Below are 14,816 nucleotides of genomic sequence, written 5' to 3'. Positions count from 1 at the left end.
TCGCGGACCTCAGGTGAGAACTTGTTCGTCGTCTTGCTCGTCATGGCTCCATCCTACTTGGAAGTTGGAGCCTCCGGCAGACCCGGGGCGGTTCACCTCGCTCGTTGGCCGAAACGAAAGCGGCAAATCCAACCTGCTTCTGGCTCTTGCTACTCTCAATCCCCCAGGGGGGCGAAAGCCACTCAACAAAATCAAGGATTTTCCTCGCGGCCGCCGTCTCGATGAATGCACGCCTGACACTCACGTTGTCTGGACCTGGTGGGCGCTTGATAACGAAGAACAAGAGGCTTTGGGGGAAATGCTGCCGGCGCTGAAGAACTGCAAGCAGGTGGTTGTTGGGCGTGGATATGGAGAACGGGGGTGGGTCGACCTTGGAATAAAGCCACCCGAACCCTCCCGTTCAAAGCTAGCGGGCGCTTTGCGTCGACTTGAGCCCTCTTTCACTGGAAAGCTGGGAGACATTGCTGAGCAGCATGCGACGGCCATTGGCAGCGCACTGACACGGCTAGGTGAAACACTCGCCAAAGCGGGACCGGCCGACAAATGGGCGACTGAGAATGTTGCAGCCACTAAAGACCTTCGAACGCTTTTAAGTGAAGCCTCCATCGTACCGACTGAAGCCGAAGATCAGCTGATTTCCCAAGTTGAAGCCGAATGCACAAGCATTGTCGAATTCGACGGCGGAGCTGTTGAAGCGCGAGAGGCTGTTCTAAGTTGGCTGCCAACGTTCACGTACGTTGCTGAATTCCCAGAAATTTATGGTCATCAGAACCTCGACACTTTCTTGAACGAGCGAGGTCGAGATCCCAATCGTAAAGAGGCGGATGACAATTTTGAGAAGATGGCGAAAGTCGCCGGGTTCAGTCCGAAGGAACTTAATGGGATGCGCGGGGATCACGAAACCCGCAATCAGCTTCTCAATCGTGCAGGCGCGGTAGTCACTACAGAACTTCGGCGCCTATGGAAAGACCGTCCGCTTAAAGTCCGTTACAATATCGATGGCCCTTACCTAGACACGCTGATTTCTGACCCAAATGCGGTCTATGATGTCGAAGTCAACTTGGATGAAAGAAGCCGTGGGTTCCGGTGGTTTTTTTCATTCTATCTGACCTTCGCGGCAGATACGAAGGAAGGGGGCGGCGAAAGCGCGATCCTTCTCCTCGACGAACCCGGACTCTTTCTACACGCCAAGTCCCAAGAGGATCTGCTCAGGCACTTCAAAGACGATTTCAAAAACCAGATTATCTACACAACGCACTCACCGTTTATGGTGGCACCGGACGCGATGGATAGCGTTCGCACAGTGAACATCGATGAAGAAAAGGGGACCCAGGTTACAAATACGCCGAAAGGCGACTCCAGAACGCTATTTCCCCTGCAGGCGGCTCTTGGTTATCAGCTCGCCCAAACGCTCTTTGTTGGTCATTCAAACTTGGTGGTGGAAGGCGTCACCGACTTCTGGATTCTTTCGGCAGTGCATAGCCACTTCCAGGCGATAGGGGCGGTCACCCTTCCCGATGCTTTGACCATCACGCCAGCAGGTGGTGCGGGGAAGGTTTCATACATGGCAGCCCTCTTGGCATCGCAGGAGCTGACCGTCCTGGTTCTGCTTGACGACGACAAAGCAGGCCGAGAAGCGAAGAAGGAGTTGGTCGAAGGCAAGCTGCTTCGAGACAGCGCAATCACCTTGGTTTCGGAAGGCATGGCTGCCAAACCCAAGGAAGCGGATATCGAAGACCTCATCGATCCCGGTGTTTATAAAGCCCTCGTTGACAAGAGCTACGCCAAGGAACTGAAGGGAAAGAAGCTCACGCTCAACACGAATATCCCTCGGATCGTTAAGCGGTATGAGGAGGCGTTTGAAGCCGTTGGGCTGGAGTTCCAGAAATCCCGGCCCGCGCGAGAGTTTATGACGCTTATGGGTTCCAAGCCCATTGACTCTCTTCCAAATCCCCAGGCGTTCCAGGACGTTTTTGCGTTGATCAAACAAAAATACGAGCGGATCGTTCAGGCTGGACGCGCACCGTTCAGGTGAATCGTCTTCTAGGGCCCTCTCGCATCCTTTTGCCAGACGTGGGAGATCCTGCGATATCACGTGGCGACGCCCCGCCTCAGACAGGATCTGAGGCCGGCGCATGCTCTCCAGCACGATCCGGCGCTTCCGGTAGCTCGCTTTCATCAATCATGCGGTGCCGACGCCTGAAGCGCTCCAGATTTAATATGGCGGTACAGCGTCGCCTTCGACACGCCGAACCTGGATGCCACCTCCCGGGCCGTCAGGTTGCCATGAGCGAGCAGCGCTTTGGCAGCGGTTGCGTTCTTTTTGGAAAGACGACGCGGCCGCCCTCCCCGTGTGCCCTTGCGCTTGGCCTCCGCGAGGCCGGCAATGGTCCGCTCACGGATCAACGCGCGCTCGAATTCCGCGATGGCACCGAGCATATGTAAAACCAGCATGGCACCCGGGGACGAGGTATCGATCGCGTCGGTTAGCGACACGACACCAATGCCCCTCGCCTTCAGGTCTGACGCTGTCTCTATGAGCTGCTTCAACGATCGGGCGAGCCGATCGAGCTTCCGGATCACGAGGGTGTCGCCCTCGCGCGGCATGTCGCGCAGGAGCGGGTTCAGCTCCGGCCGGTCAGCCCGGGTGCCGGAGGCCTTTTCAACGACGAGCTTCTCGCACCCAGCCGCGCTCAACTTCTCGAGTCGCAGTCCAGGTTCTGGTCGAGGGTCGATTCCCGAGCGGAGCCATTGAGTATGCGTTGTCTCAATTCTCATGGGTGCATGAGGAAACGAGACGATTATTTCAAGACGCCTTTTGAGACTTGGGGAGAGGCCTGTTGCGGTTCTGCCCAGCCCCCTCCTCAGTCCGTCTCATAAACGGTCTATTTATCACCGCCACATCAATAGGAACGGTATCGGAAACGGCACCGACCGAGCGCACCGCACCACAGTTTGGGTAAGGGCATGACCCACCGCCACATTGACCCCCAAGGGATGGACGCTTGCCAAGATCGACGACGTGATCGGCTATGGGGGGCTTCCCGCGTGGCTCGAGCTACGCGATGCCGTTCGGTCCGATCCGAGCCTGCTTCCGAAGATACGCAGGATCGCGTCGCACGGTGCCACGAATGGCGAGGACATTGATGCCTATCGTTTCTGGCTAAAGATCGCCGACCACCTGGAAGGCGAGCACAAGGCGAAAGCAGCACCGGTCAGCGTAACGCAGAGAGATGAATGGCTCGCGCCACAAGGGCTACCGTTAGGCTGGCGAGGGTGAAATCGAGGTCATCCGGGCGGCTGGGTCCAGTACGGTCTGATCCGCACCTCGCGTGAGCCACACACCGAGCATTTGAGGCGTCCGCGGATCTCCAGCTCGCGAACCTCTTCGGTTCCCCGTACGCGCATGCGCTCCCAGGTGATGTAGGCGTAGTTCCGGCACCGCATGTTCATGCAGTGGACCCAGGCGCCGCGAACACCCTCGGATCGCAGCAGCGAGATCGTGAGCTTCGGCGGCACGGTGGCTCAGGGCAGCTTGAGCAGGTCGATTGAGCCGAACATGCGCTGCCGTCGATACCCGCTGCTCACACTGCGCGCGTGGTCCAGCGCCAAAACAGCTATGTCGTGGAGCAGTGCGCGTACCGCCTCTCGCGGGTTCCCCCCAGCCTCTGCGATGGCGGCATCGACGTCATCTTCGCTGATGATGACGCCGTCGGGCTCGGTGTCTGCCTGATTTGGAACCGCCTTGGCCATGTCGTCCTCCCCGCAGATGTTCTTGTTATGTTCTAATGCAGCGGGGTCGCGCAATCCCCTTGTGGACAGGTCCGCTGCTGCGGGAGGATGAGCCATGTGCAATCTGTACAGCCTCACCAAAGGCCAGCAGGCAATCCTTGAGCTTGCCGGCGCGATGGTCGATCGCACCGGCAATCTACCGCACATGCCAGGCATCTTCCCGGACTACGCGGCTCCCATCGTTCGCAATGGCAATGGCGGGCGCGAACTGGCGCTGGCCCGCTGGGGCATGCCATCTCCGGTCTTGGCGCTTGAGGGCAAGAAGACCGATCCCGGTGTAACCAACTTGCGGAACCTCGCCTCACCGCATTGGCGACGTTGGACCGGGGTCGAGCATCGCTGCATCGTTCCATTCACCAGCTTCTCGGAGTGGGACGCCTCGATCAAAGGGCCAGCCTGGTTTGCATTCAACCAAGGCCGCCCCCTCGCCTTTTTCGCCGGTATCTGGACGAACTGGACGACCGTCCGGAAGCTGAAGGAGGGCGAGGTGACCGCTGACCTCTATGGCTTCCTCACAACCGAGCCCAACGCGGAAGTCGGTGCGATCCATCCCAAGGCGATGCCGGTCATCCTGACCACCGCAGAAGAGCGCGAGGCCTGGCTGCACGCGCCCTGGGCGGAGGCCAAAGCGTTGCAGCGCCCATTGCCCGATGGCTCCCTCCAGGTGGTCGCCCAAGGTGCTCGGCAAGATCCTCCGGCCACAAGCGAATAGCCGAAAAACCGCGGCGATTGAGCTGAGGCGCGTCTCATCCGATGGCGCCGATAGCCCGGCAGGATCAGCACGAAACTCGGATATCTAAACCTCGATAATCATCGCCGGATCGAAGCCAGGGTTCTCAGTTCGTGGCTTCCCCTCGAAGGGGCCGTAGCCTTTGGGATTGGATAAGATCCGGGTTTCGCCGATGCGATAGTCATTTGAGTGATGAGTGTGTCCGTGCACCCACAGGGCCGGCTGAAAAGCCACGATTGGCGGCGCCAGTTCTGAGGCAAAGGCTGGGTTGAGGGGGGTGCCGACAAAACGCGTCGCTATTGAATGCCGTGATGGCAGATGATGGGTGACTACCACGGTCGGCCCGTCGAAAGGCAAGGCAAGCTCAGCCTCGATGAAGGCGCGGTCAAGCTTGTGCTCTCGCCGCGTGTGCCAGGGCATGAAGCGGCTGATATGGCCGGACGGCTCGCGAAAGCGGATGGCCTTGTGATCAGGCATCTCGTGACCTGCGAGGATCATGCTGGCGCGGGTGGTTCCGTTCAGCTCGTAGTCGGTCCAAAGGGTAGCGCCGACGAAGCGGACGCCACTGATGGTGACTGACCGCCGGTGAAGCAGATGGATATGTGCATGAGTTGCTGCGAGTCCGAAGCCGTCCACGAGCACATCCTGCAAAACGCCTCCATCAAACTCGTGATTTCCCGGCACGAACACGACCGGCTTGCCCTGCAACACGGGAGCTGAAGCGATCTGCTCAATGGATCGAGCTACCGGGCAGTGGAGGTCACCGGCGATCACCGCGACGTCGAAATCCGGCAGCTGTTTCGGAAATGACCACGAAGGCCCCGTTTCGAGGTGAAGAGCGGATACGACGTAGAGTCTCACAGGCTTCCCTCGGTTGCGGGACCCGACACTCGGAGGCCTGAGGAGGGAAGGTCAAGGCGAGATCAGCATATCGCGTCGCCTGCTGCCGTACATTGTCAGCGTTGGAAACGCTGGGAGTCGCCAGGCTTCAATCGCCGGCGGACAGCCAGACGGACAATGTGACCCAACGTCGGGTTTCGGGCCCATTACAGACACCCGCTACGTCTGCTGTGGAAAGGCTAGCCTGGCAAAGCGACCAGCCATAGAGGATCTTCAGGACAACCGGGTCCCCAGTAGCCTGACCGCATTCGCGGTAACCAAAACCGTCGCCCCGGTATCGGCAAGGATGGCCGGCCAGAGTCCGGTGATGCCGGCAACCGTCGTGACCAGAAAAACTGCCTTGAGCCCAAGCGCCATCACAATGTTCTGGCCAATGTTATTCATAACCCGGCGAGACAGCTCGACCATATTGGCGATATCACGGACGCGCCCATGCAATACGGCAGCGTCAGCTGTCTCCAGCGCTACATCTGTACCGCCGCCCATGGCGATTCCGATGTCGGCGGCTGCCAGGGCCGGGGCATCGTTGATCCCGTCGCCGACCTTTGCCACAACCTGACCATTGCGCTGCATCTCGCGCACGATGCGCTGCTTGTCTTCGGGCAAGAGACCCGCGCGAACGGCGATTCCGAGATTATTGCCAATCGCCCTCGCCGTACGCTCGTTGTCCCCAGTCAACATGACTGTGGCTATCCCAGCATCAGCCAACGCCTTGAGACCGGCTGCTGCATCCTCACGCGGCTCATCGCGGATGGCGAGCAAACCGACGATCCGGTCGTCGATCAGCAGCAACGTGACGGTCTTGCCCTGGTCGTTGAAGGCGCTGACGACCGCTTCCAGTTCGCGCGAAAGCGAGGCCTTCTCCTGCGCCGCCTTCGGCGAAGCGAGGAACAGGCTTTGGCCATTGACACGACCGACAACACCCTTGCCGGAAATCGCTCGGGCATCGGTCGCCGACGGCACGGAGAGCGCATCAGCCTTGGCGCGGGCCAGGATGGCGACGGCCAGCGGATGGCTCGAGCCAGTCTCCAGCGCGGCGGCGAGAGACAGCACCTCAGCCTCCGGGCGACTGAAGCTGACGACGTCAGTGACGACCGGCTTGCCCTCGGTCAACGTCCCCGTCTTGTCGAGCGCGACGGTGGTCACCTTCCGCAGACCCTCCAGGACGGCGCCACCTTTCATTAACAGGCCGCGCCGCGCGCCCACAGCCAAACCAGCGGCAATGGCCGCAGGCGTGGAGATCACAAGGGCACAGGGGCAGCCTATAAGCAGTACGGCAAGACCCTTGTAGATCCATTCGGACCAGTTGCCGTCAAGGACGAGCGGGGGCACGAGCGCCATGAGGGCACCGACAACAAGAACGCCGGGCGTATAGTATCGCGAGAACTGGTCGATGAAGCGCTCGGTCGGCGCCTTGCTTTCCTGGGCCTCCTCAACCAGTTTCACCACACGTGCGATGGTGTTGTCTTCCGCTGTCGCGGTGACCTTCACACGCAGAACCGCATCGATATTGATCGTCCCGGCAAAGACGGCATCCCGCGGCTGTTTGTGATTCGGAGTGCTCTCGCCCGTGACGGGCGCCTCATCGACGGAACTCTCGCCTCCCACAATCTCGCCATCTGCGGCGATGCGGTCGCCGGGACGCACAAGCAGCATCATCCCGGGCTGGAGGGTGTCCGCCGGCAGTTCGCGGGTTATTCCGCCCTCATCGACCAGTGCGCTTTGGGGCACGAGAGCAGTGAGGCTTTTGATGCTGGCGCGGGCTCGGCTCGCGGCCACGCCCTCAAGCAACTCACCGACGAGAAAGAGGAAGACTACGGCCGCGGCCTCCTCCGTCGCGCCTATGAAGACCGCGCCGACAGCAGCAATCGTCATCAGCGTCTCAATGGTAAAGGGCATCCCGGCAGCCGCCGCCATGACAGCGCGGCGCGCAATGGGGACCAAGCCGACCGCCATAGCCAAAGCAAAGACCCAATGCCCAACAGCGGGCACGAGTTGGCCGACGATCCAGGCGCCTGCCAAAGCAGCGCCGCAACCGATCGTCAGCATTGCCTTGCGGCTACGCCACCATGGACCGTCATCAAGGTCCTGGTGCGTATGTCCTGCATGGTCGTGAACTTGTCGCTTGCCGGGTTGGTCAGCCGGCGTTCGGTCCCCCGAGTGACTATGGGCCCTAATGACCCGGCCAGGCGTGTGGCTTGCCTCGTCATTGACGTCGTAAACCTTAACCCCCTCGTCTGCTGCTCCGGTTGGCGAGATCGAATAGCCCAGGGATTGCACCTGAAGCGCAATTGCATCCGGCGCGAGAGAACCGTCATGGGTCACCGAGAGTGTGCCCGACATGACCGAAACCGACACATGTCCGACGCCCGAAAGGCGGCCAACGGCGGTCTCGATCTTGGCCGCGCAAGACGCGCAGTCCATGCCGACCACGCGGAACCGCTCTGTTGCCCTCGTCGGTGTCATCGTCAGGCCCTCCCGCCAGATTGCGTCCCTACCACGGCCTCTGGAATGATCCTCTCGGGCGAGCCGAATTCGCGTAAGGCTGCGATGCGTTGACGGGCCACAATTGCCTCGGCAATCACCTTTGCGTCGTCACCGACACCCATTATGAGTCCCGACGCGCGATTGCGCTGCCAAGGGCGGCCGACAAAATAGAGACCGGGGATTGGGGGAAACGCCCCCCTCTTCGACGAAGCGGCCTTGGTCGTCCAAAGCATCTGGAACGGTCAGCCCAGCCGTCTCGTCGCGATAGCCAACAGCCCACACAACTGCATCGATGGTCTCCATTCGTCCTGCCGCAAATCGAACCTGCCGACCAGCTGCCCCGTCGAGCCGCGGAACAATGCTCACGCCACGTCGCCGCAGACTGGCAAAGCTGCGATCTCGGTCGGGGAAAGCGTCGGCGCTGGGCATGCGTCGCCCAACGAAGGAGTCCCGTCCAGCCTTCATCAGCCCCACCAACGAAAGCCACCACCAGACGCTCCGGCCAAGAATACGCGCGGGATAAAGGCCGCGCGGCTTTCCAGTAGACAGTATGACGCGGTGAGAAGGGGCGAGTTCGGCGACAATGTCGCGGCCACTTGCACCATCTCCAACGACCAGCACCGTCCCAGGGACCACCCTGGAAGGCTGACCGTAGCTTGCCGCGGTGAGCTGCTGAACGTCGCCGGCAATGTTCGCCGCGAGCGCCGGGACGACGGCCCGCTGAAAGCCGCCCGTGGCGATGATGACGTTGTGTGCCAGGATCCGGCCGCCCGTCGTCGTAATGGCTCCAAATCCTTCGCCGAGCTGACTGAGTTGTTCGACGGTCGTGCCCATCGATACTGGCAACCCATGGACCTGCGCGTAGCGTTCCAGGTAGTCGGCGAATTCGTCGCGCGACGCATAGCCCTCGGGGTCTCCCCCCCAGTTCGAGGTCCGGCAATGCACTGAAGCGGCGCGGCGTAAACAGCGTCAGTGAGGAATAGCGTTTACGCCAGCTGTCACCGATGCGTTCGGCCGCCTCGACTACGATGGAAGCGAGCCCCTCCTGCTTAAGCCAGTAAGCCGCAGCCAGCCCGGCTTGTCCCGCCCCGATAACGAGTACCGGGACCGCTTCGCTCGACCTCCAAGCGCCCATGGTCTCAGCAGACATTTCGTTCGCTCCGCATTCTGACGCAGGGCTTGTAGTTCCTCTAGTCGCTAGAGGATCAAGACCGATTCAGGATCTTTGCGACCTTTTCCTTCGGCAGCGCTTACTGCCACTCGATGCCATGGTGCGGTGCGGCTAACTAGGGGGCGCTCGAAGGGTCCGGAACAATTCCACAACGCCATCGCTGAAGTCGGCCCGTGGATGCGCTTCGCAATATCTCCTCAGGAACACGGCTTGTCTGCCAATAGGAAACGTCGGGGGCAGGAGGTCTAGACCACGATCCAATCCCTCCGGCGCCCTCATCAGGGCACCACTCATGAAGCCCTGCGCCCAAATAACGTAGTCACGCTCGCTGGAAGGCTCAGCACGGATGTGATCCAGAAATGTCGAGCAGCTCGCCGCTCCCACGCCGACAATTTTCGCTGTTTCGGGAGGATTAACCGCTCCAGATTCCTGCGCTGGAGAGCCACCGGGCGGGAGTGCCACCACGAGGGCACTCCCGACGGCAATAGGCGCAAGAAGACCCCGTAGCGCGATCATGGAACGACGAACCGTGCGGACACGGAATGGTTATGGCCGTCACGTCCGGAGATCACCACACGTGCGCCCTTGGCCAGCGGTGCCTCAAGTCGTCCGGCCAGGCGATTGGGACCGCTTGCCGAGAGAGCCACATTGATTGTTCGCCCGGCATCCTGGACGACAGCGCGGACGTTAGCACCTTGGACCGTTGTGACCTTGCCGTCGTCCAAGAGGTAAACACTGATTTCCGATGGCGCGACGACCAGTTCCACCTGATGATCTGCGCTCCCGGCGACCATACCGCCATTCGGGCCAGGGCGTTGCGCAAAAGTGGCGCCGGTGGCCAGTAGCATTACGAGGGCGGCCGCGAGGATGATGTTCTTCATAGCTAGTCTCCTTCTTGGGAATCAGTACGCGTCGGCAACCGATGTCCCGGCCAGCGATGTCTCGTCGTGTCGGGCGAGCAGGGTCTCCAGCGGCTTGCGGCCAAACCGGAGAAAAAGAACAGGCGTCAGGATTGTGTCGAGCAGCGTCGCAGACACCAGGCCACCGAAGATCGTCACCGCGACCGGATGCAGGATTTCGCGCCCCGGTTCTCCAGCTCCAAACAGCAGCGGCACCAATGCCAGACCCGCCGAAAGGGCAGTCATCAGCACGGGAGATAGGCGCTCCAGCGAGCCGCGAATGACGAGGTCGCGACCGAACTTCTCGCCCTCATAGAGGGCCAGGTTGATGTAGTGGCTGATTTTGAGGATGCCGTTGCGGGCGCTGATCCCGGCGAGCGTGATGAAGCCGATCATCGAGGCGACGGAGAAGGACTGGCCGGAAAGCCAGAGAGCAGCAACGCTGCCAATCAGTGCGAGCGGGATGTTGGTGAGGATGATCGCGGTGAGGATCGCCGATTGGTAGCGCGAATAAAGGACCATGAAGATCAGGGCGAATGAGACAAGAGATAGCCCACCGATGACGAGAGTGGCCTCTTCCTGGGCCTGGAACGTGCCCTCAAGACTTGTACCGTAGCCACGGGGCCATTCCGTTTCGGCAAGCACCCGGCGGACGTCCGCGACGATGGCAGCCATGTCGCGCTGCCCATCGCCGTTGGCCGAGACCACGATCCGCCTTTGGCTGTTTTCACGGAGAATCTGGTTCGGTCCCTCGCCTTCTTCCACGGTTGCGATCAGGCGCAGCGGGACGAAGCCCTTTGGTGTCGGCACCAACAGGTTGGCCAGGCTCGTCGTCGAGCGCTCGTCCTCAGCAAGCCGCATGACCACCTCGAAACGGCGGTTGCCCTCGACAATCTGCGAGACCACCCTGCCATTCGACAGTCCCTCAAGGGCGTCTGTAATCGTCGCGGGTGTGACGCCGTACAAGGCGGCTCGCTCAAAATCGGGCGTGATCCGGAGCTGGGGTATCAGCACCTGCTTCTCGGTGTTGAGATCGACCAGCCCGGGAACGGCCTGCAAGCGAGACTGGAGATTTGCGGCCAAGGTTCGCAAAACGTCGAGGTCCTCGCCGTAAATCTTGACAGCCAACTGTGCTCTCACGCCGGAGAGCATGTGATCGAGGCGATGGGCAATGGGCTGTCCGATTGCCACGCTGACCGGGAGGATCGAAAGGCGCGATCGAATGTCAGCGAAGACCTCTTCGCGTGGTCTGCTCGACCGCACCAATGCGATGTCAATCTCAGAATTGTGGACGCCCTCCGCATGTTCGTCGAGTTCAGCTCGGCCGGTACGACGGCCAACGCTGCGCGCCTCCGGAACCTGCATGATCAGCCGCTCCGCAATTCCTCCCAAGCGATCGGATTCCGCCAGAGAGATTCCCGGATTGTATTGAAGGTTGATCAGCAGCGTCCCTTCGTTGAACGGGGGCAGGAACAGTCGCGGCAGTTGGAAGGCGCCGATTCCGGCCGCCGCGACCCCCAAGCTCACTGCGGCGAAGAGGGTCTTTGGTCTTTCGAATGCCCAACCAAGCAGAATACGGTTGCCTCCCTTTAGCTTGCGCACCAGCCAAACGTCCTTGTGCGCTTTGATCCGTGTTCGCGAGAGGAGGTAATAGGAAAGCACCGGCGTCACGGTGATCGAAATGATCAGACTCGCTAGGATGGAAACGATGTAGGCGACTCCTAGCGGCGCGAAGAGCCGCCCCTCGATGCCGGACAGGGCGAACAGAGGAATGAAGACGAGCACCACGATCATTGTGGCGTAGACGATGCCAGAACGCACCTCCTGGCTTGCGTCTGCGATGACCTTAAGGACAGGCAGCGGCTGCTCCCGCTCGGAGTTTTCCTTGAGCCGTCGAAGGATATTCTCGACGTCCACAACGGCGTCATCGACGAGTTCGCCGATCGCGATGGCAAGTCCCCCTAGCGTCATGGTGTTGATCGACAGACCGAAGGCCTGGAAGACCAGCGCCGTTGCAAGGATCGAGATGGGGATTGCTGTGAGCGAAATGATCGTCGCTCTGACATTAAGAAGGAACAGGATCAAGATGACCGCGACAACCGCCGCCGCCTCGAGAAGAACAGTCTGGACGTTCCGGATCGCAGTCTCGATAAACGTCGCCTGACGAAACTGGATCTGATCCGCGCGAACGTTTGCTGGAAGTGTCCTCTGGATGGCTGCGAGCCGTGTCTCAACCTCGCGGGTGAGCGTCACGGTGTCGGCGGTGGGCTGCTTCTGAACACCGATGATAACCGCTGGGGTGCCCTGAAAGCCGGCGTCGCCACGCTTGGGCCGTGGGGCGAATTCGACCCGCGCGACCTGGCGTAGCAGCACGGATGTCCCGTTCTGCACGGTGACGACGAGGTTGCGTAGATCGTCGAGGCGATTGGTCAGTCCGATGTTTCGGATGAGATACTCTCGGGAATGCTGGTCGACGAAACCGCCTCCGGTGTTTGCGCCGAACCGCTGCACCGCTTGCTCGATCTGCTGGGGCGACACCGACAGGCGCGTCATCTGCACCGGGTCAGGCGTGATCCGATACTGCCGCACCTCGCCGCCGATCGGGATGATCTGCGCGACGCCCGGCAGCGTCAGGAGCTGGGGGCGGATGACGAAATCGGCAATTTCGCGCAACTCCATGGGACTAGCCTGGGTCGACGTTAGCGCGATCAGCATGATCTCGCCCATAATCGAGGAGATCGGCCCCATCTGTGGCTGCACGTTGCGGGGCAGCCTGGCCTGTACGATGGACAAACGCTCCGCTACCTGCTGGCGAGCGCGATAAATGTCCGTACTCCAGCCAAACTCGACGTAAACGATCGACAGGCCGACGCCTGACACGGATCGAACACGGTTAGCGCCCGGCATGCCGTTCATCGCCGTTTCAATCGGATAGGTGATCAATTGCTCCACCTCCTGGGGAGCAAACCCCTCGGCTTCGGTCATCAACACAACCGTCGGGCGGTTCAGGTCGGGAAAAACGTCGACGGGAAGCCTCGGCACGACGAAGGAGCCATAGGCGATGAGGATGACGGCGGCGGCGATGACAAATAGGCGATGCCGCAGACTGGCGTTGACCAGGATGTTGAACATCGTCAGCGCACCTGATTGATCAGCGGCGCGCTACGTACGACGATCCTCTCGCCGGGCTCTATCCCACCGATGATGAGGACGCGCTCCGCATCAAGCGGCTCGGTTCGCACGGGGCGCGGAACAAAGAGCTCGGCCTCCCGATGCTGGAAGACAACGCTTTGACCGTTGGGAGCCTGGGTGACGCTTGCTCGGGGCAGTACGATGCTCGTGACCGTTCGGCCCGTTTCAGCGATGACTGACACTGGAGTGCCGATGTCCAATGCAGCCGGTGGGTTCTCGATCTCGAATTGTAGAAGTGTGGATTGCTGTTGGAGGGAGCGAGAACGACCGACTAGCCGTAGGTTAACGACCTGACCGTCTGGCAACTTCGCCGTTGCAGCGCGGATGTCCTGGGGATTGATCTGGTCAAAAACCAGTGCCTCCACCCAGAGGGACCGAGGGTCGATCACCTGAAACAAAATGTCGGTCGGAGCAACGACTTGACCGATGGCGACCCGGACCTCGGCAATGATGCCGTCCACTGGGGCGGTCAGGGGTTCAGGCACCACCTTGCTTTGACGCAGCTCAGCCCGACGCCTTTCGAGCCCGCGGAGCTGTATCTCCGTCTCTTCCAATGACTGCCTTGGCACGGCATCTCGCTGGGCCAGCACCCGCTGTCGGTCCAGACGTGAACGGTAGAGCGCAATCTGCTGATCAAGTTCTCCTTCGGTCTGCTGGAGCGTCGCTGCATCGACCGGGAGAAAGGAGGGCTGGACCACAGCCAGAACCTCACCTGCTCGAACACCCTGGCCGAGACGCGGCAACCCTCCCCCTGCTGTCGTGATGCGGCCTCCTATCGTTCCCTGGACCTGCCCGGATCGGTTGGGATTGGCGATGACCCGCCCGGCAAATCGCACTGTTGGCCTCGCTTCGCTTGGGCCGACAATTTCGGTTCTCACTTCCAATAGACGCTGCGTAGGCTTCGGCAGAAAGATTGAGCCGTCCGGCCTACGATGGGGTGCATTGCCTTGCGAAGCGGCGGGAGTGCCTCCGTGGTCGTGTCCTTCGTGTGCAAGGCTCAACGACGTCGCCATAACCAGCACTGCGAGTGCTGAGAGCCCGATAACCAACTTCGGCCTCGATCGCAGACTTAGGCCGATGAGCAGACCGACCAACAGAGGCGCCCCGGCCAGAAGCACGGTCGGGCGAACAGATGTCACTTCCTGTTGAGCCCGGGTGATGAGGGCACGCCAGCCGGTGGATCTTGCGCTAGCGGTCGTTGCCGGCGCAGCAATCAGCAGAGAGCCGACAAGAAGATCTGAAGTTTCGCCGTCCTTGACCTCTGCGACGATGTCTAAGGTTCCGGGCTGCCTCAGCAGCGGAGCCGCAATTTCGTAGGTGCCGTTCGATTGCGGCTCCGCTCGATGCGGCGCGCCATTGATGCTGACCTCAATCGTCGCCCCGGTGATCGGATCGTTGGTCGCAAAGCGGTCGAGGTAGATGACCAGCACCTCGCCCTCGACGATGCCGACAAACTCGAACAGATCGGACGCCGCCGAAACCCGAGGGCTTGCCGCCGCGACGGTCGCCGTGGCCTCCGGTCCATGGTCATGCCCAGGCCCGGCCTGAACTAGGGTCCGGACTCATAACCAGTAGGAGACGATGGCAGCGATGTGGACGGCGGCGAGGAAATTGACCGCCAATCTGTCGTACCGGGTCGCGACGC

General features: G+C 60.9%; 11 protein-coding genes and 2 pseudogenes. 3 read left to right on the top strand and 10 right to left on the bottom strand.

Annotation, left to right across the window (positions count from 1 at the left end; genetic code table 11):
* The coding region (locus tag C8P69_RS22425; RefSeq protein WP_211353859.1) for an ATP-dependent nuclease at nt 1–2,035 on the top strand (2,035 nt) is incomplete at its 5' end.
* Between the two features lie 143 nt (nt 2,036–2,178).
* On the opposite strand, the gene C8P69_RS22420 is transcribed toward C8P69_RS22425, so the two are convergent.
* Nucleotides 2,179–2,697, bottom strand: coding sequence for a recombinase family protein (locus C8P69_RS22420; RefSeq protein WP_245902204.1), 519 nt, complete (start codon nt 2,695–2,697; stop codon nt 2,179–2,181).
* Nucleotides 2,698–2,983: 286 nt separating this feature from the next.
* Between C8P69_RS22420 and C8P69_RS23655 the strand changes: the two genes are divergently transcribed.
* Entirely contained in the window at nt 2,984–3,280 is a 297-nt protein-coding gene (locus C8P69_RS23655) for a hypothetical protein (protein WP_146167428.1), read from the top strand.
* Nucleotides 3,281–3,525: 245 nt separating this feature from the next.
* On the opposite strand, the gene C8P69_RS22415 is transcribed toward C8P69_RS23655, so the two are convergent.
* The gene (locus C8P69_RS22415) at nt 3,526–3,753 is read right to left on the bottom strand and encodes a hypothetical protein (protein WP_245902203.1); all 228 of its coding nucleotides are present in this window, start codon (nt 3,751–3,753) and stop codon (nt 3,526–3,528) included.
* Between the two features lie 94 nt (nt 3,754–3,847).
* On the opposite strand from C8P69_RS22415, the gene C8P69_RS22410 reads away from it, so the two are divergent.
* Nucleotides 3,848–4,504: an SOS response-associated peptidase gene (locus tag C8P69_RS22410; RefSeq protein WP_108179662.1), complete on the top strand. Its 657-nt coding sequence runs from the start codon at nt 3,848–3,850 to the stop codon at nt 4,502–4,504.
* 84 nt (nt 4,505–4,588) lie between these two features.
* Here C8P69_RS22410 and C8P69_RS22405 read toward each other — a convergent pair whose 3' ends face one another.
* From C8P69_RS22405 to C8P69_RS22370, 8 genes and pseudogenes are all read right to left on the bottom strand, one after another.
* Nucleotides 4,589–5,383 (bottom strand): metallophosphoesterase, encoded by a 795-nt coding sequence (locus C8P69_RS22405; protein ID WP_108179661.1) that lies wholly within the window; start codon nt 5,381–5,383, stop codon nt 4,589–4,591.
* Nucleotides 5,384–5,635: 252 nt separating this feature from the next.
* Nucleotides 5,636–7,888: a heavy metal translocating P-type ATPase gene (locus C8P69_RS22400; RefSeq protein WP_108179660.1), complete on the bottom strand. Its 2,253-nt coding sequence runs from the start codon at nt 7,886–7,888 to the stop codon at nt 5,636–5,638.
* 129 nt (nt 7,889–8,017) lie between these two features.
* On the bottom strand, nt 8,018–8,854 hold the full coding sequence (locus C8P69_RS22395) for an NAD(P)-binding domain-containing protein (protein ID WP_245902202.1): 837 nt from the start codon (nt 8,852–8,854) through the stop codon (nt 8,018–8,020).
* A gap of 100 nt (nt 8,855–8,954) precedes the next feature.
* Nucleotides 8,955–9,044: pseudogene (locus C8P69_RS24350) on the bottom strand (hypothetical protein); the annotation flags it as partial.
* A 548-nt stretch (nt 9,045–9,592) separates the two neighbouring features.
* On the bottom strand, nt 9,593–9,961 hold the full coding sequence (locus C8P69_RS23650; RefSeq protein WP_146167427.1) for a hypothetical protein: 369 nt from the start codon (nt 9,959–9,961) through the stop codon (nt 9,593–9,595).
* Between the two features lie 21 nt (nt 9,962–9,982).
* Complete coding sequence (locus C8P69_RS22380; RefSeq protein ID WP_108179658.1) at nt 9,983–13,111, bottom strand: efflux RND transporter permease subunit; 3,129 nt, start codon at nt 13,109–13,111, stop codon at nt 9,983–9,985.
* Between the two features lie 2 nt (nt 13,112–13,113).
* Complete coding sequence (locus C8P69_RS22375) at nt 13,114–14,601, bottom strand: efflux RND transporter periplasmic adaptor subunit (protein WP_108179657.1); 1,488 nt, start codon at nt 14,599–14,601, stop codon at nt 13,114–13,116.
* 132 nt (nt 14,602–14,733) lie between these two features.
* Nucleotides 14,734–14,816 (bottom strand): annotated as a pseudogene (locus C8P69_RS22370) (IS5/IS1182 family transposase); the annotation flags it as partial.

The organism is Phreatobacter oligotrophus, assembly GCF_003046185.1.
Classification (GTDB): Bacteria; Pseudomonadota; Alphaproteobacteria; order Rhizobiales; family Phreatobacteraceae; genus Phreatobacter; species Phreatobacter oligotrophus.
The sequence above is the reverse complement of the archived record's forward strand: the minus strand, read 5'-3'. Positions and strand labels throughout refer to the sequence as shown.